Raw genomic sequence first — 20,295 nt, 5'->3', positions numbered from 1 at the left:
CGCAGTGGCCGAAGCGCGCCGCAGGCGGCTCACGAATCAACGCTAATCGTGCCCTGAAGTACTGCGCTTTCTGGAGATATAGTCGAGGATCGCCTGTTCGAACTGCCTTATGTCGTTGAGGCTCGTCTTGATTACCTCGTACAACTCCTCATCGGAAACCTGGTGGTAAAGGTGGACCAGCCCGTTCCCGGCATCTTTGCGCCTCCTCCAGCACTTCATCCAGGTACCTTTCCAGGAAGGGACTGAAGTCCGCTGCGCGGCACAGGACGTTTTCCTCGTAACTCTCCTTGAATCCGGGACTGGAAGAGTACACACACTGCCCACAAATGGATCCCGGTCAAACACGACTCCGATATCGAGGTCTGCCATCGGGTCGGCTCGTTCCGGCAGAATTCCGTTAAGCATGTCCATGCCGGCTCGGACCTGGGAGCCGAAGATGTAGATCAGGGCGATCCCGTACTTCCTCGCGATGCCATGTATCACATCCTCATCGCGCCGGCCGCACCACGGGTTTACGTCACCGCTGGCCTGCGGGACCGGTTTGTGGGACCGGTTCACCCTCGTGGTCACACTCCCCGGCCAGACCGTCACCAGACTGACCGAACCAACCGAGAGGCAACAGCAGATATGCCATCTGTTAGGTGTTCGCTCACCGACGTAGCCACGAAAAATCAAAAGACCGATGCAGAGAAAACCGCTTTACACCGGCCGTTTCTGCCTTTCCCTCGCGCGAACTTCCAACTAGACGACTCTGTGCTTGACACTACCTGTTGCCAGGAAGTCAGCTACATTGTCAACGCACCGCATGAGCCCACTGGATACTGCTTCAGCGGTAATCCCCGCAGTATGGGGCGATAGGACGACATTGGACAGCTCGAGGAGTGGGCTATCCTTGGGCAGTGGTTCCTGCACAAAGGCATCGAGTCCCGCCCCGAGCAGCTTACCACTGCGTAGCGCTTCGACCAGTGCCTTTTCGTCGACGAGATCACCTCGCGCGGTATTCAGGAATATCGCGCCGTCCTTCATTCGAGCGAACTGGCTGGCGCCAATCATTCCGCGCGTCAGATCGCCACTCCTCACGTGAATGGCCACGACGTCTGACTCCGCCAGCAACTCGTCGAGCGCGTCAACGTACTTGAAGCCTTCGCGCTCGGCCTTCTGCTGATCGGGTCCGAATGGGTCCCAAGCGATGACTTTCATGCCGGTGCCCATGCCAAGCCGGGCGAAAGCGGTTCCTATGTAGCCGGTCCCAATTACCCCCAGGGTTTTGCCCCTGCACTCGACCAGCATGGGCCCGCGCCATCCCCCCTGTCTGATGGCGGAATCGTTTTCGACAATCCGCCTGGCGAGTGCCAGCATCAGGGCCAGGCAGTGCTCTGCCACCGATTCGGAGGCCGTGTCAGGGGTACTGCTCACGGTTATCCCGAGGCGCTTTGCGGCGTCCAGGTCAATGTGGTCGGTTCCAACGCCCCAGATGGCGATGTGCCTGAGAGTGCACTTCAGGCTTTCCAGGACCTGTGAGGTGAACTTCGTGTAGGCGCGGATGTTCACCACGGTATGTGCTTCCTTCAGCCTTTCCAGGAGTTCTTGCTGCGATGATGCCTTGCTGTTATATGCCGCAACGGCCCCCACAGCCTTCAGCCGGTCGAATGCCGGAGTGCCGGTTATTGCCACCGGAAAATCGTCCGGAATCACGATGCGAACTCCCTCCACGACATACACCGCCTTTCTGATTGTGGTCAAGTGGTCTGTAGTCCCGGGTTTCCAGGCGGCTCAATATGCCCCGAAAACTCGTGCAGATCACGAGAGGATCTGGACCACCAAACACGAATACGTACTACATAAGGCGATAATATCGTATCATATAGTGATATGGAAGTGAAGTCCGATATGCGCATATCTGTGACCCCCCCGAGGCCCGGGACGTGGATACTGGACGGCAACCAGGCGTGTGTGGAAGGTGCGCTCAGCGCCGGGTGCTCCTTCTTTGCAGGATACCCGATCACCCCCGCGTCGGAGATTCTGGAAATGATGTCGTATCGGCTACCTGATAGCGGCGGTGCGTTCATCCAAATGGAGGACGAGTTGGCCTCCATCAACGCGACTATCGGGGCAGCGTGGGGCGGCGCGATAGCAATGACCGCTACTTCCGGCCCCGGTTTCAGCCTGATGCAAGAAGGGATTGGGTACGCCGCCGTAACCGAAACGCCGTGCGTGATCGTGAACGTCCAGAGAGGCGGACCCGCCACCGGTCAACCCACGTCCGCGTCTCAACAAGATGTCATGCAGGCTAGGTATGGCAGCCATGGGGACTACGAGATACCCGTTTTCGCCCCTTCAACTACTCAGGAGACGTTTGATGTTACCGTGAGAGCGTTCAATACCGCCATCCAGTACCGGACCCCCGTGGTTATTCTCACCGATGCCACGATCGCGCGGACGAGGGAGAAGGTGAGGATCCCCGATCAGGTATGGGTTGAGAAGACGCCACGTCAACCTGGCCCCCCGGGAAACCCGGCCGGGGAAGTCTTCAGGCTTTTCAGCCCTGATGACAGGGGTGTGCCCCCTTCCGCCGTCTTTGGAGAAGGTAAGAACCTCCTCGTGGAAGGCCAATTGCACGACGAAGCCGGGGTCAGGGCAGGACACTTGCATGATGCAAGCGCCGCGTTCATACACCGCTTGACTCGTAAGATCCTGGATAACGCTCACGAATTTGAGGACGTTCAGCCGTTTCACACGGAAGGCTCGAGCGTCGTCGTGTTGAGCTACGGCAGTAGCGTCCGGCCATCCCTGGAAGCTGTTGAGATGGCTCAGACCAACGGGGTCGACGTGGGGTGCATCAAAATCGTCAGCCTGTGGCCATTTCCCGATTTGACGCTGAAAAGGCTGTTGAAAGACGCCAGGCTGATTATCGTCCCCGAGATGAATTCGGGAAGGATTTGCCGCGAGGTCTCACGCGTAGTGGCTGGAACGGCAAAGGTCGTATCCCTGCCGAAGATCGGGGGCGAGCTGCACACACCGCGCGAGATCCTCGCCGAAATTGATAAAGGAGCCTCGTCACATGCTGGCTGAATTGGAGAGTCTGATCAGGCGTGAGGCATTCCCCACAATATTCTGCAGGGGCTGTGGCACCGGCACCGTACTCAACGCGACTCTCAGGTCGCTCAGGAATCTCGATGACCGTTTTTCGCTATGCCTGGTTGGAGGAATCGGTTGCTCCGGCTGGCTCCCCACGTACATACGCAAAGACGTCATCCACACGGCCCACGGGCGGGCAATCCCCGTCGCGACAGGACTTAAACTGGCCAATCCCTCATTGAAGGTCATTGTGTTTACCGGCGACGGCGATTGCCTGGCAATAGGCACCAACCATCTCATCCACGCAGCAAGACGCAACATCGATCTGACGGTTGTCATGATCAACAACGGGGTCTACGCCATGACGGGCGGCCAGGCAGCACCGACCACGCGACTGGGTGGCAAGACGAAAACTACAGCCAGGGGTAACCTGGAACGGCCACTTGATGGGTGTGGTCTGGCAATCTCGGCGGGAGCAACGTATGTTGCGCGCTGGACGACGGCTCACCCTCGGCAGATTTCCCGGTGCCTGGTGGAAGCGGTGGAACACGATGGGTTCTCGTACGTTGAGATACTCTCACAATGCCCCACGCAGGCCGGACGATACCTGGAGGGTGAGGACTCTCCACCGGTCCTCCTCCGCATTATCAGGGAGAGAACGGCGAAGGTGGAGCAGTTGCGTGACTATCCGGACGAGACGAAGGTGCCGCTTGGGACCATTCTTCACCGGAAGGACGTCCCCGAGTTTGCCGGGTTAGTGATTAAACATGAGAAGGAGTAGGTTATGGTCGTCTCCATTGACAACATGGTCTGTAGAGGGTGCGGCCTGTGCATTGATGCCTGCAGGCGGGGCGTTCTGGAACTGTCTTCCGAGAGGGGCGCACGGGGCTTTACCACGGCGCGAGTCACGCATCCCGACAGATGTACGGGGTGCATGGAGTGCGAGTTGATCTGTCCGGACATGTGCCTTGATGTCACGGGCGGGCAGCCTCGTTGAATTCTGCTGGCAGGAGGCCTGGTGAGTGCGCTCAGAGATACTGATGGCAGGTTACGGCGGTCAAGGGATAATCATGGCTGGTCGGGTGCTGGCCGATGCGCTCGGGCTTCACGGAAGTATGGAAGTCACCCAGGTCAGTTCGTACGGGCCGGAGGCCCGTGGCGGAATGTGCAGGACTGAGGTAATCGTCTCTGACCGGCCGATTCACTACACGAGGATTACCAGGGCTAACGCACTCTTGATCATGTCCGATGAGGCCTTCGCGAAATATGCGCCTCTGGCCGGCCCGGATTCGCTGGTCCTGATTGATAGCACGCTGGTTTCCGTGCCCCCCGCTTTGTCCAGTGTCAGGAGGCTGAACATGATACCGGCAACCGCCTCAGCCGAGGGAATAGGGCACCGCGTGGCGGCAAACATGGTCATGCTTGGAGCGCTGACTGTCTTATACGAGCTGGTAAGACGAGACTGGATCGAGCAATCGTTGCGAAACACATTTTCCGGGGTACTGGCGCAAGCGAACCTTGGCGTGTTTGAAATGGGAATCTCGCTCGCCCGGCCGGAGGGCGCAGGGGGCATTTGCTGATGGATCTCACAGAAGTCCAGGGGAAAAGGCTCCTCGGGAGTTTTGGCGTTAAGACCCCCGTGGGAAAGACTGCAGCCAGTGCTGAAGAGGCCCAGAAAATTGCGGTCGAGATAGGGGGTCCCGTGGTAGTTAAAGCCCAGACACGATCGGGACACAGGCACAAGGCCGGAGGCGTGCTGTTCGCAAACACGCCTGGTGAGGCCCTAGGGGCGGCACGGTCGCTACTCGGGAGTCTCGTCAATGGAGAACGGGTCGGGGAAGTGCTTGTGGAAGAACGGCTGCGCGTCGCCACGGAATCGTACGCTGGTATCACGATTGACGATGCACTGGGGGTGCCCGTGCTGATATGCCTGGCCCAGGGTGGGACTGGCGTTGAAGACGAATCGAGGGCCACGAGGCCCGTAACGATACCCCTTGACCCACTCAACCCGGTGGCGTGGCACGAGCTGCTCCGGTGCGCGTACGGGATGGGCGGACGGGGGGAGGTCCTCTTGAAGTCTGCTGCAGTACTGGAGGCCCTGGTGAGATTGTTCTTCAGTGTCGAGGCGATCACCGCGGAGATCAACCCGCTTGCTGTCGTTGCCGGGAATGAGGTTTACGCCCTCGATGCCAAGATCGTGCTGGATGATTCCGCTTCGTTCAGGCGTGCGATAGCCATTTCTCCCGGTTGCGAGCAGCGGCATCCCCTGGAGGAAGAAGCCCGGGAAGCCGGGCTGCAGTATGTTCAGATAGACGAACGGGGCGAGATCGGCGTGATAGCCGGAGGGGCCGGCCTCGCCATGGCCACCGTCGACCTGGTCTCTCTTCTCGGCGGTAAACCGGCCAACTTCCTGGACACCGGCGGAGGGGTCACTGCCGCGAGGATGTCCCTGGCCCTGAGACTGGTCCTGCGAAACCCCCACCTCAAGGGAGTCCTCATAAACGTTTTTGGGGGAATCAACAACTGTCTCGAGATGAGCAAGGGGGTTTCGGCTGTACTGGATGATGGGGTGAGAATTCCAATCGTGGTTAAGATGCGCGGGCATTCTCAGGATGAGGGATGGGCCCTCCTTGAGGAGCGCGGAGTCTTGCTTGTCAAACACGGTAGCACTGAAGAAGCCATCAGGGGATTGTTCGGCCTTATTTCAAGAGGAGAGGCTGATTATGGGAGTGCTGATTGACAGGGACACGAGCATCATCATACAGGGGATAACCGGCAAGCAAGGCAGTTACCACGCGCTTCAGACCATCAACTACGGCGCCAATCTCGTGGCGGGCGTGACTCCAGGCAAGGGGGGGCAGACCGTTCACGGTGTCCCGGTCTACGACCTCGTAAGCCTTGCCAGAGAATCCCACCATATCGACGCAAGTCTCATTCTCGTCCCTCCGCCCCAGGTGTTTGCGGCCGGACAGGAGGCCATAGCGAACGGCATCAGGGTGGTCGTCATCATAACGGAGCACGTCCCCATCCACGACACCATGCGCCTGAAATCGCTGGCACGAAGCGTGGGCGTGACACTGGTCGGTCCCAACACCATTGGAGTCATATCTCCCGGGCGCAGCAAGGTGGGGATCATGCCCGGGTCGATGTACCGGCCCGGCGATATCGCAATCGTGTCACGGAGTGGCACTCTGTGTCACGAGATAGCGTCCAACCTCGCAAAGAACGGCGTGGGGCAGTCCACGTGCATAGGCATAGGGGGAGACCTCGTCCGGGGGCTTGGGTTCGTGGATTCACTGCGGATGTTTGAGACCGACGATGAGACCGGTGGAATCGTGCTCGTTGACGAGATCGGTGGAACCGGGGCCGAAGATGCGGCGAGACTGATTGCCGCGGGGTACAAGAAACCCGTATATGCCTTCGTGGCTGGTACATCCGCACCTCCGGGGAAGAAGATGGGACACGCAGGCGCTATTCTCCGGGATACCCGCGACTCCGCTGCTTCAAAGAAGGCTACATTGAAGGAAGCCGGAGCCCGGGTATTCGACTCGATTGACGAGATGGTCGCCTGCATCGCCGATCGCCATAGAGACCGCACGTAGAAGGAGGGGCGCCATGTTTACCGGCCAGTGGCTCATGACCTCAATTGTGGTGTACGTTTCGGCTACACTCCAGGCGATTACTGGATTCGGCTTCGCACTGATAGCAGTCCCCCTGCTACTGATGATCCTGCCGCCGCGCGTTGCAGTCTGCACTAACATGGCTGTCTCATTGTGTTCTCTACTCGTCTTGTCCTGGCGGACCAGGGAACACGCCAACCGGACGATTCTGAAGTGGCTCGTGGTCGGAAGCCTTGCGGGGATTCCTGCCGGGACCTACATAATTACTCGTTGTGACGTCGCGATTATCAAGACTCTTGCGAGTGTTACTACCCTTGTAATCGGATGCGTTTTCCTCGCAAGAGCACTACCTGCCCGTCGTAACCAGGTATTATCCTCCAGGGAACCGGTACCACTGGGGTCGCGGTGGTACCTGCTGGCCGGTGGCATCTCGGGTCTGTTGACAACCAGCGTGAGTATGCCTGGACCGCCCGTGATACTCTGCCTGAGCCATGCGGGAGCCCCCAAGCAGGAGTTCCGCGCGACGTCATCCATCTATTTCGCTGTCGTGTATACGATCAGCATCCTGGTTCTTGCGTTATCCGGCGTCATGACTGTCCAGGTGCTCGCTTTTGCGGCATCCCTCGTTCCGGTGGCCATCCTGGGGAACATTGCCGGGGACCGGGTGTTCAGCCGGGTGTCTCAGCCGGTTTTCGAAAAAGTGGTGCCAGTGGTGCTGGTCCTGACTGCGGTCAGCAACATCATCAGGCGGTAGCAACATCATCAGGAGGCGGTACAACATGCGATAACAGCGAGAGATTGAACTATGAGAAGGGGGGAGTACATTGACCGATGCGGCGGTGTCAGGCGTGATTCGGGTCCTCTCCTTTCCGGGGATCCTGTATGCGCTCGGAGGTGCGGCAGTCGGATACATTTTTGGGTTCTTGCCGGGTCTTACTGCGAGTGTCGCCTTGAGTGTGCTTCTGCCGCTGACGTACGGGATGGAAGCGGACTTCGCGATCATGATGTGCGCCGGGGTACTGGGCGGAGTGTGTTTCGGGGGTTCTGTATCCGCTATAGTCCTCAACACGCCCGGCACCGGTTCGAATGCCGCTACAACCCTCGACGGTTACCCGATGTCCAAAGAGGGCCGGGCAAGCGAGGCTCTGGGGGCTTCGGCGTCCGCGAGCTTCCTGGGCCACGCGTTCGGGATCCTGGCGATCATCGCTGTGATGCCTCTCATGATGCGGATTGTGTTGTCGTTCGGGCCCCCTGAGTGGTTCGCGCTGGGGATCGGGGGTTTGAGCCTTGTAGCCAGCGTAAGTGGGAAATCCCTTCTCAACGGTCTTGTGGCCGCGTGCCTTGGGCTGCTCCTCAGCACGCACGGGGTCAACCCCGTGGTAGGAAGCCCCAGGTATACTTTCGGGCTGATGTCTTTATGGGATGGGCTACCGCTTGTTCCAGTGCTGGTTGGCATGCTCGCCCTGCCCGAGCTGGTACTGATCTTCAGCGAACACACTACGATTTCGGCCACGGGGAAGCTGTCCGGCGGTGGGACGTGGAAGGGTGTACGGGCAACCCTGAGGAACCTGCCGCTCGTGGCGCTGTGCGGTACGATAGGGACGCTGATAGGGGCGATCCCTGGAGTTGGCGGTAACGTCTCGACGTGGATCGCGTATTCGCAGGCAAAGAGCCTATCGAAGCACCCCGAGCAATTCGGGAAGGGATGCATTGAGGGTGTTATCGCCCCGGAGGCGGCGAACGACGCGACCGAGGGAGGGGCGCTCATGCCGCTGTTATCGCTCGGGATACCGGGCAGTCCGAGTACGGCGGTGTTACTGGGTGCGTTCATCACGCACGGTCTTGTTCCCGGGCAGAAGCTGATTACCCAGCAGCTCCCGACCGTCTTCGCCCTGCTGTGGGCGCACCTGTTGGGGGCCTTCGTGGCGTGCACGATTGGACTGTGGCTTGCGAAGTATGCTGCGAGGATAACGGTGGTGCCGACGAGGCTCCTGGCGCCTCTACTGACGATCGTGTGCCTGGTGGGGTGCTATGCGACCAGGCAGAGGGCTGAGGACCTGGTGATCGCCGTGGTGTTCGCGGTGTTGGGATACGCGATGAGAAGATCCAACATACCGCGGGTTCCCGTACTGCTCGGCTTGATCCTCGGCCCGCGGTGGAGCGCTCCTACCAGATATCCATGCAGCTTTCGAACGGTTCTCCTGCGATATTCTTCACGAGGCCGTATTCGGTGTTCTTCATGCTGATGATACCGTTGTCGCTGGTGCTGCCCGGCTTCCTGCTTGCCAGGAGGAAAAGGCCGGCGAACGTGGGACAGTAGAGGGGTGGTTTCGATTGGCGTTCACGCTCAATGAATGGCAGAGGCGGGCGCGCGAGGGGGAATTTGGGGAACCGGTAGAGCAGGCTATGGGGATATTGATGGAGCTTGCGGATTTTTGGGGAGCTGAGCGTTTAATACCGATACGGAAGGTACACATGCCCGGTGCGTCGGCGAAGACGGCGAGGCGTGCTGGGAGGAAGTACATCAAGTGGTGTGCCGACATGGGTGCGAGGTTTGTCACGACGACGACGTTGAATCCTGGGGCTGCGGATTTGACTGGGATAGACATAGGGGTTACGCGGGAGACGATGGCGCAGCAGATGGAGATAACGGAGTCGTACAGTCGGATGGGAGGGATCAAGTGCCACACGTGCACGCCGTACCTGGTGGGGAACCTGCCGAGGTTTGGGGAGCACGTGGCGTGGGGTGAATCGTCGGCGGTGGTGTTTGCGAACTCGGTACTTGGGGCGCGGACGAACCGGGAGGGGGGTCCGGCGGCTTTAGCTAGTGCGCTTACGGGGTACACGGTGGAGTATGGTTTACACCTGGATGAGAACCGGATAGCGACGGTGCAGGTAGAAGTGACCGAGGACGTAGGTGACACGTGTGAATACGGGAGTGTTGGGTATTTTGTAGCGAAGCGGTATCCGGATGCGGTACCGGTATTCACGGGGTTACCTGCGAGGATACCTCAGTACGGGTTAAAGGCGATAGGGGCGGCGCTGGCGTCGTCGGGTTCTGTTTCGATGTTTCACGCTGTAGGTTTGACTCCGGAGGCGCCGGTGCTCGAGGCGGCGACGAGGGGCGGGAAGTTGGAGAAGATTGTAGCGGGAAAGAAGGAGCTTGAGGAGACGAGGAGGTTCTTGGACAGGAACGACCAGGAAGACGTGGACTGCGTATTTCTGGGGTGCCCGCACCTGGACTATGAAGAGATCATACGGATTAGCGGGTTACTGGCCGGGCGGAAGGTGAGTTCCCGGGTAGCGTTGTGGTTATTTGCCGCGAACAGCACGTGGCAGAGTTGCGAGAGGTCGGGTTTGACGCGGGTACTCACCGAGGCGGGAGCGCAATTGATCTCGGACACCTGCCCCAGTATAACGATGTTCAAGGAAATAATGGCCTCCAAGGGCTTCAAATCGGCCGCGACTAACTCGGGAAAGCTGGCCCATTACCTCCCAGTCTGGGGGATGCCGACTCATTTTGGGCCGACGATCGCGTGTCTCGAAGCTGCAGTCTCGGGGAAGTGGAGGCCCTGAACGTCACAACCGCTAAGGGCTATCGAGGAGCCCATAGCCTGTTAATCTCAGAGCGGTAGAGACCTCCTGGGCTGCGGACCTGACCTTTTCAATTAGCTGGTCCACGCGGTTTGGGTGAAAACGATATGATGGACCATCCACGCTCAAGGCGGCTACGGGTTGACCACGGGCGTTAAAGATGGGTGCGGCTATTGCGGTCGTGCCTCGGGTGACCTCCTCGTGGCTGACGGCGTAGCCGTCCTTCTGTACTTGTTCCAGTTGAAACCGTAGCTGGCGGGCATTCTCCGGAGTACGGGGTCCGTGCTTTTCGTACACGTAGGATTTGATGAGGTCCTCCCGCGTATGCTCCGGCAAGAAGGCGAGGATGGCTTTCTTGGCTGCTCCGGCGTATAAGGGTGCGCGCTTTCCAAGGGGTTCGACAAGCTTTACCGGGTCAGGGGTGTCTATCTTGTCAACGAGTACGCCACAATCGCCCTCTCGAACCACGAGGTAGACGGTCTCTCCCGTGTTCTTCCAGAGCCTCTCCATGGGAGCGCGAGCATACTCGCGAATTGGTACCGCCTGCCAGACGGCCACTCCGTATCGGATCATCGTGAGGCCGAGGGTATATTTCCGGGTGACCGGATCCTGAGAGACAACACCGTGGGCTTTCAAGCTCGAGAGAAGGCGCCTGACCGTGGCAACATGCATCCCGGACTGTCTGGCCAACTCCGACATGCCCCGGTGTACCGGGCGGTTGTCATCCAACAGGAGTTCAATGAGGGCAAAAGCCCTGTCGATAACCTGGACTTCCGACATCGAGCACACCCCCACTTAACTTTATCTGGAGCCGGAAGGATTACGTATGCCGGCCTCGAACACTACAAGCAAATCACGATAACATGGTATCACATCGTGAATATGGATGGGAAGCCTCGGGTGGGTAGTATGTTGAGCCAGGAGGCCCGATTGGCGGCAGACGGCGGAACGAGGCATGCGCGGGGCACACCCGGGAAGTGCCTGGTATTCCGTAAAACGCCTGCACCGGAGGGCTTGCGCGGATGTTCTCACGGTCCTACATGCTCCAACCCGCTCCGTTGAGATTACTGCACGGTCCGGGTCAGGACGGCGTTTTTTATTGCACAGTAGGCGATAAGGAATAATCACATTATGATAAGGATCGTACGCCAGGGCGGCGGCCCTGGTGCGGGCCTCCGTGCGACAGGGATTGGGGGTTTGAGTAGGGACGGGCTTTACGCACAGTTTGGGAGGAAGAAGAGGGGTGGTTTCGATTGGCGTTCACGCTCAATGAATGGCAGAGGCGGGCGCGCGAGGGGGAATTTGGGGAACCGGTAGAGCAGGCTATGGGGATATTGATGGAGCTTGCGGATTTTTGGGGAGCTGAGCGTTTAATACCGATACGGAAGGTACACATGCCCGGTGCGTCGGCGAAGACGGCGAGGCGTGCTGGGAGGAAGTACATCAAGTGGTGTGCCGACATGGGTGCGAGGTTTGTCACGACGACGACGTTGAATCCTGGGGCTGCGGATTTGACTGGGATAGACATAGGGGTTACGCGGGAGACGATGGCGCAGCAGATGGAGATAACGGAGTCGTACAGTCGGATGGGAGGGATCAAGTGCCACACGTGCACGCCGTACCTGGTGGGGAACCTGCCGAGGTTTGGGGAGCACGTGGCGTGGGGTGAATCGTCGGCGGTGGTGTTTGCGAACTCGGTACTTGGGGCGCGGACGAACCGGGAGGGGGGTCCGGCGGCTTTAGCTAGTGCGCTTACGGGGTACACGGTGGAGTATGGTTTACACCTGGATGAGAACCGGATAGCGACGGTGCAGGTAGAAGTGACCGAGGACGTAGGTGACACGTGTGAATACGGGAGTGTTGGGTATTTTGTAGCGAAGCGGTATCCGGATGCGGTACCGGTATTCACGGGGTTACCTGCGAGGATACCTCAGTACGGGTTAAAGGCGATAGGGGCGGCGCTGGCGTCGTCGGGTTCTGTTTCGATGTTTCACGCTGTAGGTTTGACTCCGGAGGCGCCGGTGCTCGAGGCGGCGACGAGGGGCGGGAAGTTGGAGAAGATTGTAGCGGGAAAGAAGGAGCTTGAGGAGACGAGGAGGTTCTTGGACAGGAACGACCAGGAAGACGTGGACTGCGTATTTCTGGGGTGCCCGCACCTGGACTATGAAGAGATCATACGGATTAGCGGGTTACTGGCCGGGCGGAAGGTGAGTTCCCGGGTAGCGTTGTGGTTATTTGCCGCGAACAGCACGTGGCAGAGTTGCGAGAGGTCGGGTTTGACGCGGGTACTCACCGAGGCGGGGGCGCAATTGATCTCGGACACCTGCCCCAACATAACCATATTCAAAGAGGTGCTGGCCTCCAAGGGCTTCAGGTCTGGAGGCACCGATTCCGCTAAACTCGCGCACTACCTGCCGTCATGGGGGCTCAAGACCCACTATGGGACTACTGCTGCGTGCATTGACTCTGCCGTGAGCGGGAAGTGGGAGGTGTGAGTATGGAACCGGTGGTTCTGAAGGGACGAGTGGTAGGGAAAGGCGTTTCCAAGGGGGTAGCCCTGGTGACCAGGGAGCCCATCAGTTTCAACAACGGGGTGGAGCCCACTACCGGGTGCGTAATAGAGGTTGGGCACGAGCTTTATGGCCAGAAGATAACGGGTAGGGTCCTGGTGTTTCCGGTTGGCAAAGGATCAACAGGGGGTTCGTACGTGTTGTACGACCTTGCGGATAGGGGGCTCGCCCCGGCTGCCATCATCAATTCGAGGGGCGACCCGGTCATCGTGACCGGCTGCATAATGGGGAAAATCGTCCTGGTTCACAGATGCGATAAGGATCCGGTGGAAAACATCCGCACAGGTGATTGGGTTGAGGTGGATGCCGAGCGAGGCGTGGTGATTGTAACCAGGGAGGAATAACCGGTGGCCAGTGCTGCGCTGCTAGGCGCGGTTAGAGTCCTGTCGTTTCCGGGAGTCTTGTACGTACTCGTTGGGGCGGCGGTCGGATACATTTTTGGGTTCTTGCCGGGCCTCACTGCGAGTGTTGCGTTGAGTGTGCTTCTACCGCTGACGTACGGGATGGAGCCGGACTTCGCGATCATGATGTGCGCCGGGGTACTGGGAGGGGTGTGTTTTGGAGGCTCCATTTCCGCCATACTCCTCAACACGCCCGGCACCGGTTCGAATGCCGCTACAACCCTCGACGGTTACCCGATGTCCAAAGAGGGCCGGGCAAGCGAGGCTCTGGGGGCTTCGGCATCCGCGAGCTTCCTGGGCCACGCGTTCGGGATCCTGGCGGTCATCGCTGTGATGCCTCTCATGATGCGGATTGTGTTGTCGTTCGGGCCCCCTGAGTGGTTCGCGCTGGGGATCGGGGGTTTGAGCCTTGTAGCCAGCGTAAGTGGGAAATCCCTTCTCAACGGTCTTGTGGCCGCGTGCCTTGGGCTGCTCCTCAGCACGCACGGGGTCAACCCCGTGGTAGGAAGCCCCAGGTATACTTTCGGGCTGATGTCTTTATGGGATGGGCTACCGCTTGTTCCAGTGCTGGTTGGCATGCTCGCCCTGCCCGAGCTGGTACTGATCTTCAGCGAACACACTACGATTTCGGCCACGGGGAAGCTGTCCGGCGGTGGGACGTGGAAGGGTGTACGGGCAACCCTGAGGAACCTGCCGCTCGTGGCGCTGTGCGGTACGATAGGGACGCTGATAGGGGCGATCCCTGGAGTTGGCGGTAACGTCTCGACGTGGATCGCGTATTCGCAGGCAAAGAGCCTATCGAAGCACCCCGAGCAATTCGGGAAGGGATGCATTGAGGGTGTTATCGCCCCGGAGGCGGCGAACGACGCGACCGAGGGAGGGGCGCTCATGCCGCTGTTATCGCTCGGGATACCGGGCAGTCCGAGTACGGCGGTGTTACTGGGTGCGTTCATCACGCACGGTCTTGTTCCCGGGCAGAAGCTGATTACCCAGCAGCTCCCGACCGTCTTCGCCCTGCTGTGGGCGCACCTGTTGGGGGCCTTCGTGGCGTGCACGATTGGACTGTGGCTTGCGAAGTATGCTGCGAGGATAACGGTGGTGCCGACGAGGCTCCTGGCGCCTCTACTGACGATCGTGTGCCTGGTGGGGTGCTATGCGACCAGGCAGAGGGCTGAGGACCTGGTGATCGCCGTGGTGTTCGCGGTGTTGGGATACGCGATGAGAAGATCCAACATACCGCGGGTTCCCGTACTGCTCGGCTTGATCCTCGGCCCGCTGGTGGAGCGCTCCTACCAGATATCCATGCAGCTTTCGAACGGTTCTCCTGCGATATTCTTCACGAGGCCGTATTCGGTGTTCTTCATGCTGATGATACCGTTGTCGCTGGTGCTGCCCGGCTTCCTCATGGCGAGGAGGAAGGGGCAGGGCACCACAGCCTAGCTCATGTGATGAGGGAGGGGATGGTTAGAGCCACGTGCCAGACGGGTTCAGTTGGGGTATTCAGTCACAGTTGTCCTCAAACCGACAAACGAACAAGGAGGGGATCGTTGTGAGAAGGCGTCATTCGGTGATAACCCTGGCAGTCCTTACGCTTGTCGTCTCGTGTTCCGTGGCGGGATGCGGCCAACAGGGTGGTGGCCAGAAAATCGACTATCCCAATAAACCCATCACGATAATTGTACCTACCGCCGCGGGCGGAGGCTACGACCTCGGAGCGAGGGCCGTCGCGAGGTTCCTGCCCAAACACCTGCCCAAACAGGTAGACGTCGTTGTACAGAACATGCCGGGCGCCGGGCAGATGATCGGAGTCCATGCCGTATACGCGGCTAAGCCCGACGGGTATACGCTGGGGGCATTCAACGCCATCGGTGCGGTCATGTCTCAGTACGGTCGTCCGGAACCGGTGCAGTTTGACGTATCCAAGTTCCTGTACCTCGGGATGTGGCAGGACGATGTCAGGGCTCTCGGTGTTTCCAAGAACGTCCAGGCGAAAACATGGGACGAGCTCATTGCCTTGAGCAAGAAGAAGCCATTGCGCTGCGGCACCGGCGGGGCTGGATCTTCACAGCACATAGACCCGTTTATCATTGACGCTGCCAGCGAGGTGGATTTCGAGTACATCCACTACGAGGGCAGCGCCGGAGTCAACCCGGCGATGGGACGCGGTGAAATAGATACAACCGTCGCGCAGGTCGGCACTATCATGGAACTGGTTGAGGCGGGACTGGGCCGGAACTTCTGCGTGTTTGACACGAAGCGGCATCCGGGCTCACCGGACACCCCGACGGCCATCGAAGCGGGCATGCCGCGTGCGCAGTTCGATAAGCTGACGAACTCCCCGTTCTTCGGCGTGAACCGTGTGTTGGCTGCGCCTCCAGGGATCGATCCCGCGATCGTTGCGATACTCAGGAAGGCCATGTGGGAGACGTTCCAGGATCCGGAGTACCAGGCCGAAGTCAAGAAGGCAAAGGGCGAGAACAACCCCATGAAGGGCGAGGACTACCAGAAAGTAATGGAAGCCAAGGTAAAGGCGGCCATCGAGGATAAGCAACTCACCGAGAGCCTGAAGGCCATGTTCAGGAAGTAGTACGTGAGAGGCGGCCCCGGTCACGGCTGTACGGGGCCGCCCCATTCCGATATCGCAGGGAGGATGAGGAGTTGGCAGATCTCACGACCGAATTCTGCGGGGTAAAGATGAAAAACCCCCTGGTCCTGGGCGCTGGTCCACTGTCGCGGGGGGCTGCCCTGATCAGGAAATGTATAGATGCCGGATTCGGGGCAGTCTGTACGAAGACGGCCTCGCAGTTCGAGTATTACCACAAGTTCCCCTATACCAGGTACCATCTGGTCGGCTATGAGTACGGCTCGAGGGGAAGGGCTTCTCACGACTGGGTGTGGTTTCACAACGACCACAATGCCCCCGTTGGACCCGAGAAATTCGTGGAGGTAATCGCGGAAGTATCCGGCTATGCCAGGGACCACAACTGCCTGCTGATTGGGACGTATGCGGCTGCCACCATGGAAGAGTGGGAGAAGCGTGGCGTAGCCTATTGCGAGGCAGGCGCGGGCATGCTCGAGCTGAATTTCTGTTGTCCGGGTCCGTCGACACTAGCGGACGTCATCAAGAAGAGTGACTCGGCCGCAGCCCATTTCGGTAACATCCTTCAGAACCCCGAGGACGCGTACAACGTGGTCAAGAAGGTTCGCTCCGCGGTAGACATCCCTATCGTGTGCAAGCTCCCGCCAAGCCGCAGGCTGGAGATAAAGGAGATCGTCGCGGGCCTGCGTGACGCAGGGGCTGACGGTGTCGAGATGTACGCTAACAACAAGGGAATGAGGATTGACATAGAGAGCGCAACCCCCGTTGGTTTCGGGTGCGGCACAGTTAACAGCCATGGCCACCTGGCCGAGACGCTGTACGATGTCTCTCAACTGGTTATGGCCAATCCCGGCGTCGCCATAATGGCGGGCCGCGGCGTCCGCACCTGGGACGAGGTAGTGGAGTTGTTGATGACGGGGGCCTCGGTTGCTGAGGTTTGCACTTCAATAATCGTGTACGGCCTCGGTTACGGACAGGAGATGCTGGAGGAAATCGGCAAGTACATGGATCGCAAGGGGTACCCCGACATCGCCAGCCTCCGGGGGCAGGCCTTGAAGAACACGCTGAAGCCGTCCCAGATAAAAGACAAAGTCACCCCGGTGTTCGCTCAGATAAACGGAATCCAGTGCAAGGGCTGTGGCCGCTGCTATGACGTGTGCGCGTTCCGCGCCGTCGAGGTTTTCCACAAGGCTGGGCGCGGCGTGGCGAAGATAAACAGGGCGAGGTGCGTCGGTTGCACTCTCTGCAGCCAGGTGTGCCCGAAGCACGCGATTACCCTCGAACCGCGCAGTCAGGAAGAGTACCTTGCAGCCCAGGACCTGCAACAGGACGCCTGAGGGTTGGGAGGGAATCCTGTGATGGGCCAGACATTCGCGCAGAAGATTTTCGCACGTGCCAGCGGACGCAATGAGGTGCGACCCGGGGATACGGTGTTCGCGAAGGTCGACACGGTGATGTTGCATGAGGGCGGGACCTTCCTCGTCCAGAGGCCGCTAAAGGAACTTGGGGCGGCAAGGCTGGCCGACAATCTTGAAGTTGTGGTGTTGCTGGACCACTACGTGCCTGCCCCCAACACGTCGGCGGCGACCAGGCACAAGGTCACACGCGAGTTCGCAAAGAGGATGGGTGTGTCCACCTGGTACGAGGCGGGACGGGGTGGCATATGCCATCAGGTTCTGCCCGAGAAGGGTCACATCAGGCCGGGTGAACTCGTCGTTGCACCCGACGCTCACGTTACCACGTACGGAGCCCTCGGTGCCTACGGGCTGGGTGGGGGAGTCACAGACATCGCGATCGCCCTGGGGACGGGAAGGACCTGGGCAATAGTCCCGGAAAGCGTGAAGGTGATTCTGAAGGGCGAGCTCCAGGCGGGGGTCTCCGCGAAGGACGTGGCCCTGACCTTGATGGGGATCTTCGGGGAAGCGTCTCTGGCGTACAAGTCCCTCGAAATCGCGGGCCCTGCCGTTGGGAACATGTCGCTCGACGGCCGGATGACGGTGTGCAACATGTGTGCTGAAATGGGCGTCAAGGCCGTGGTAATGAAACCGGACAGGCGCTGTATCGAATACGTGTCCGGGCGGAGCTGCAAGCCGTTCAAGGTCGTATGGTCCGATGAAGACGCGGAATACGAACAGGTACACGAGGTGGACGTGAGTGAGATCCCCCCGACGGTGGCCAAGCCCAGCCGGCCGTCGAATGCCAGTCCCGTGTCTGAAGTGGCCGGGACCAGGATAGACCAGGCGTTCCTTGGTTCTTGCACGAACGGCCGGATCTCGGACCTCAGAGCGGCCGCCCGCATGCTGAAGGGACACAGAGTCCATCCAGATGTGCGGCTCATCGTCACTCCGGCCTCCCAGGAGACCTACCTGCAGGCGATGGACGAGGGATTGATCCGGACCTTCATCGAGGCCGGGGCGCTGGTAACCAACCCGACTTGTGGCGCGTGCATAGGCGGACACATGGGCTTGCTTGCGGACGGTGAAGTCTGCATAGCCACGAGTAACCGGAACTACGTGGGCAGGATGGGCAGTACCAGGGCTGACATCTATCTGGCGTCGCCTGAGACTACCACCGCGTCTGCGATAGCGGGATGCATAGTGGACCCGCGCGAGTTCGTTTGATATTGGGGTGATCTGAGTGGAAGGCAGGGCTTGGGTTTTCGGGGATAACGTGGACACGGACAACATATTCCCCACCAGGTTCGGCGGCGATCCCACACTCGAGGACATGGCAAAGCACGTTTTCTTCGATTTCCGGCCGGAGTTTGCGAAGAACGCGAAGCCCGGAGATGTAGTCGTGGCGGGCCACAATTTCGGGTGCGGCTCTCACCGTGAGACCGCCGTCCTCGGTATAAAGGCGTTGGGGATAGAAGTGATAGTCGCGCGCTCATTTGCACGCGCGTTTTACAGGAATGCGATAAACAACGCGCTCAGGCCGATCATAATAGGCGACCTACCATTTGAATGTGAAGACGGCGCGATACTGGACGTTGACCCGGTATCCGGTGTTATCACGAACAAGTCTACCGGTATACAGGTGCGCGGCCAGCCTATATCGGGGATCGCGGTCAAGATCGTGGAGGGCGGGGGCGCGACGAAGTTCTTCAAGAACATGGTCGTCCATCCCGAGAATGAACCGCCGGTAGATATCGCCTGATTCATACCAACACCAGGAAGGTGGAGTTGTTGTGAGTGATTGGGACCTCAATGAAGTGCGCCCGCGCTTTATGAAGATGGCTACGACCAATGTATCCGATGCCCTGGACGAGGTGGGCCTGACAAACCAGGTTGCGATCGGCGTTCGTCCCGTGTGGAATTGCCCGCCGATATGCGGCCCCGCCCTCACTGTGCGGAACATACCCGCGGGCACCAAGAAGCAGGTTCACCACGGCGGGTTCGTCACGGCCCATACCGCCAAACCGGGCGATGTAATAGTGATCGACAACGCCGGTGACCTGCAAAACAATGGCTGGGGCGGCATCGTGGCCTGGGCTTCAAAAATGGCAGGTGCACAGGGGACGGTCGTGGACGGGGCGGTGCGCGATGTCCAGGATTTCGAGGAGGCTGAATACCCGGTATACGCGAAGGGCACAGTCCCACGAACGGCAAGGAAGAGAATGGTCCAGGATGCGATCAACACAACTGTGAGGTTCTGCGGTGTCCAGGTAAACCCGGGGGACCTCGTGTTTGCCGATAGGAACGGCATAGTATTCGTTCCAGGAGGCAGGGTGCTGGAAGTGCTCGCCATAGCCGAGAGGATATGGGCGCACGAGGAGGCCATGATCAGGGAGATAAGAGCCGGCAGAGACCCGCTGGAGGTGGACCTGAAGCACGGATACGAAAAAGGGCTGAAATGACCCGCGAAAAACCGCCGGTTTAACACCAGCCTCGAGGAGGTTGAATGGTTGTGAAAGGCCTTAGTGCACAGGGCATCAACGAGCGCGTGTTCCTCGCGGGGGTCGTGGCTTACATGGCGGTTCTCGTCGTTTCCGGCCTGAACCTGCACCCCGCCTCGGTTGCTTTTCCGTACGTGGTGATGGGGTGCTGCGCCCTGGCCCTCGTGATGAAACTGCTGACGTTCATCTCACCGCGAATGAGGTTCCTGGACCCCAGCGGTGAATGGGTGCAAAGCGGGAAACCCCGGGACAACAAGCCCGCCGCCCCTGCTGAGCACCAGAAGGGCGATTACAGGGCCTTGATCTATCTCGGCGCGCTGGCAGCGTTTCCGGTACTGGTGTTCCTCATAGGGTTCCTGCCTACGCTGGTGCTCTGGCTGTCCGCGTTCCTCATCGTGCTTTCCAGGGTACGCCTGTTGAGTGCGGTAATGGCCACGGCCTGCATGTTGCTGGCTGTATACGTTGTATTTGTGGTTGTCTTGAATGTCCGCTTCCCATCAGGCGTATTGTTGAGGGCTTTTGGCGGTTGAGTCCAACC

General features: G+C 59.4%; 21 protein-coding genes. 18 read left to right on the top strand and 3 right to left on the bottom strand.

Translation table 11 applies throughout. From position 1 onward, the window contains the following. Window positions 1–42: 42 nt before the first annotated feature. Together HPY55_04580 and HPY55_04575 are read right to left on the bottom strand one after the other, a co-directional pair. Complete coding sequence (locus HPY55_04580) at window positions 43–570, bottom strand: DUF86 domain-containing protein (GenBank protein NPV69914.1); 528 nt, start codon at window positions 568–570, stop codon at window positions 43–45. Between the two features lie 171 nt (window positions 571–741). After that, the gene (locus HPY55_04575) at window positions 742–1,743 is read right to left on the bottom strand and encodes a phosphoglycerate dehydrogenase (GenBank protein ID NPV69913.1); all 1,002 of its coding nucleotides are present in this window, start codon (window positions 1,741–1,743) and stop codon (window positions 742–744) included. A gap of 147 nt (window positions 1,744–1,890) precedes the next feature. On the opposite strand from HPY55_04575, the gene HPY55_04570 reads away from it, so the two are divergent. The 9 genes from HPY55_04570 to HPY55_04530 all read left to right on the top strand — a co-directional run bounded on the left by HPY55_04570 (window position 1,891) and on the right by HPY55_04530 (window position 10,274). Continuing rightward, window positions 1,891–3,072 carry a 2-oxoacid:acceptor oxidoreductase subunit alpha gene (locus tag HPY55_04570; protein ID NPV69912.1) on the top strand — a complete coding sequence of 394 codons (1,182 nt, stop codon included), beginning with the start codon at window positions 1,891–1,893 and terminating at the stop codon, window positions 3,070–3,072. Continuing rightward, window positions 3,062–3,859: a 2-oxoacid:ferredoxin oxidoreductase subunit beta gene (locus tag HPY55_04565; GenBank protein NPV69911.1), complete on the top strand. Its 798-nt coding sequence runs from the start codon at window positions 3,062–3,064 to the stop codon at window positions 3,857–3,859. The genes HPY55_04570 and HPY55_04565 overlap by 11 nt, the downstream gene beginning before the upstream one ends. A 3-nt stretch (window positions 3,860–3,862) precedes the next feature. Beyond that, a complete protein-coding gene (locus tag HPY55_04560) occupies window positions 3,863–4,075 on the top strand; it encodes a 4Fe-4S binding protein (protein NPV69910.1) in 213 nt (70 codons plus the stop codon). Between the two features lie 25 nt (window positions 4,076–4,100). Then, the gene (locus HPY55_04555; protein ID NPV69909.1) at window positions 4,101–4,658 is read left to right on the top strand and encodes a hypothetical protein; all 558 of its coding nucleotides are present in this window, start codon (window positions 4,101–4,103) and stop codon (window positions 4,656–4,658) included. Continuing rightward, window positions 4,658–5,818 carry a succinate--CoA ligase gene (locus HPY55_04550; GenBank protein NPV69908.1) on the top strand — a complete coding sequence of 387 codons (1,161 nt, stop codon included), beginning with the start codon at window positions 4,658–4,660 and terminating at the stop codon, window positions 5,816–5,818. The genes HPY55_04555 and HPY55_04550 overlap by 1 nt, the downstream gene beginning before the upstream one ends. Further along, the gene (gene sucD / locus HPY55_04545) at window positions 5,802–6,680 is read left to right on the top strand and encodes a succinate--CoA ligase subunit alpha (protein ID NPV69907.1); all 879 of its coding nucleotides are present in this window, start codon (window positions 5,802–5,804) and stop codon (window positions 6,678–6,680) included. Before HPY55_04550 ends, sucD begins: the two co-directional genes overlap by 17 nt. 13 nt (window positions 6,681–6,693) lie before the next feature. Then, a complete protein-coding gene (locus tag HPY55_04540; GenBank protein ID NPV69906.1) occupies window positions 6,694–7,452 on the top strand; it encodes a sulfite exporter TauE/SafE family protein in 759 nt (252 codons plus the stop codon). 70 nt (window positions 7,453–7,522) lie between these two features. Continuing rightward, window positions 7,523–8,944 (top strand): tripartite tricarboxylate transporter permease, encoded by a 1,422-nt coding sequence (locus HPY55_04535; protein NPV69905.1) that lies wholly within the window; start codon window positions 7,523–7,525, stop codon window positions 8,942–8,944. 88 nt (window positions 8,945–9,032) lie between these two features. After that, complete coding sequence (locus HPY55_04530; GenBank protein ID NPV69904.1) at window positions 9,033–10,274, top strand: DUF521 domain-containing protein; 1,242 nt, start codon at window positions 9,033–9,035, stop codon at window positions 10,272–10,274. A 12-nt stretch (window positions 10,275–10,286) separates the two neighbouring features. On the opposite strand, the gene HPY55_04525 is transcribed toward HPY55_04530, so the two are convergent. Continuing rightward, on the bottom strand, window positions 10,287–11,072 hold the full coding sequence (locus tag HPY55_04525; protein NPV69903.1) for an IclR family transcriptional regulator: 786 nt from the start codon (window positions 11,070–11,072) through the stop codon (window positions 10,287–10,289). Between the two features lie 473 nt (window positions 11,073–11,545). Between HPY55_04525 and HPY55_04520 the strand changes: the two genes are divergently transcribed. The 9 genes from HPY55_04520 to HPY55_04480 all read left to right on the top strand — a co-directional run bounded on the left by HPY55_04520 (window position 11,546) and on the right by HPY55_04480 (window position 20,287). Further along, on the top strand, window positions 11,546–12,787 hold the full coding sequence (locus tag HPY55_04520; GenBank protein NPV69902.1) for a DUF521 domain-containing protein: 1,242 nt from the start codon (window positions 11,546–11,548) through the stop codon (window positions 12,785–12,787). 11 nt (window positions 12,788–12,798) lie between these two features. Further along, window positions 12,799–13,206, top strand: coding sequence for a DUF126 domain-containing protein (locus HPY55_04515; protein NPV69901.1), 408 nt, complete (start codon window positions 12,799–12,801; stop codon window positions 13,204–13,206). 3 nt (window positions 13,207–13,209) lie between these two features. Continuing rightward, window positions 13,210–14,703, top strand: a complete 1,494-nt coding sequence (locus HPY55_04510) for a tricarboxylic transporter (GenBank protein NPV69900.1) — start codon at window positions 13,210–13,212, stop codon at window positions 14,701–14,703. A gap of 109 nt (window positions 14,704–14,812) precedes the next feature. After that, on the top strand, window positions 14,813–15,850 hold the full coding sequence (locus HPY55_04505; protein NPV69899.1) for a tripartite tricarboxylate transporter substrate binding protein: 1,038 nt from the start codon (window positions 14,813–14,815) through the stop codon (window positions 15,848–15,850). 71 nt (window positions 15,851–15,921) lie between these two features. Then, a complete protein-coding gene (locus tag HPY55_04500; protein ID NPV69898.1) occupies window positions 15,922–17,199 on the top strand; it encodes a 4Fe-4S dicluster domain-containing protein in 1,278 nt (425 codons plus the stop codon). 18 nt (window positions 17,200–17,217) lie between these two features. Beyond that, complete coding sequence (locus HPY55_04495) at window positions 17,218–18,483, top strand: 3-isopropylmalate dehydratase large subunit (GenBank protein ID NPV69897.1); 1,266 nt, start codon at window positions 17,218–17,220, stop codon at window positions 18,481–18,483. A 16-nt stretch (window positions 18,484–18,499) separates the two neighbouring features. Then, complete coding sequence (locus HPY55_04490) at window positions 18,500–19,018, top strand: 3-isopropylmalate dehydratase (GenBank protein NPV69896.1); 519 nt, start codon at window positions 18,500–18,502, stop codon at window positions 19,016–19,018. Window positions 19,019–19,049: 31 nt separating this feature from the next. Beyond that, on the top strand, window positions 19,050–19,718 hold the full coding sequence (locus HPY55_04485) for an RraA family protein (GenBank protein ID NPV69895.1): 669 nt from the start codon (window positions 19,050–19,052) through the stop codon (window positions 19,716–19,718). Between the two features lie 50 nt (window positions 19,719–19,768). Further along, window positions 19,769–20,287: a hypothetical protein gene (locus HPY55_04480; GenBank protein NPV69894.1), complete on the top strand. Its 519-nt coding sequence runs from the start codon at window positions 19,769–19,771 to the stop codon at window positions 20,285–20,287. Window positions 20,288–20,295: the final 8 nt, after the last annotated feature.

This window comes from Bacillota bacterium (assembly GCA_013178305.1).
In the GTDB taxonomy this organism is placed as follows: domain Bacteria; phylum Bacillota; class Sulfobacillia; order JABLXB01; family JABLXB01; genus JABLXB01.
The sequence above is the reverse complement of the archived record's forward strand: the minus strand, read 5'-3'. Positions and strand labels throughout refer to the sequence as shown.

Bases quoted from the DNA above. Each gene is read 5' to 3' on its own strand.
- HPY55_04570 (NPV69912.1), top strand. From the start codon at position 1,891: ATGCGCATATCTGTGACCCCCCCGAGGCCCGGGACGTGGATACTGGAC.
- HPY55_04565 (NPV69911.1), top strand. From the start codon at position 3,062: ATGCTGGCTGAATTGGAGAGTCTGATCAGGCGTGAGGCATTCCCCACA.
- HPY55_04560 (NPV69910.1), top strand. From the start codon at position 3,863: ATGGTCGTCTCCATTGACAACATGGTCTGTAGAGGGTGCGGCCTGTGC.
- HPY55_04550 (NPV69908.1), top strand. From the start codon at position 4,658: ATGGATCTCACAGAAGTCCAGGGGAAAAGGCTCCTCGGGAGTTTTGGC.
- sucD (NPV69907.1), top strand. From the start codon at position 5,802: ATGGGAGTGCTGATTGACAGGGACACGAGCATCATCATACAGGGGATA.
- HPY55_04540 (NPV69906.1), top strand. From the start codon at position 6,694: ATGTTTACCGGCCAGTGGCTCATGACCTCAATTGTGGTGTACGTTTCG.
- HPY55_04525 (NPV69903.1), bottom strand. From the start codon at position 11,072: ATGTCGGAAGTCCAGGTTATCGACAGGGCTTTTGCCCTCATTGAACTC.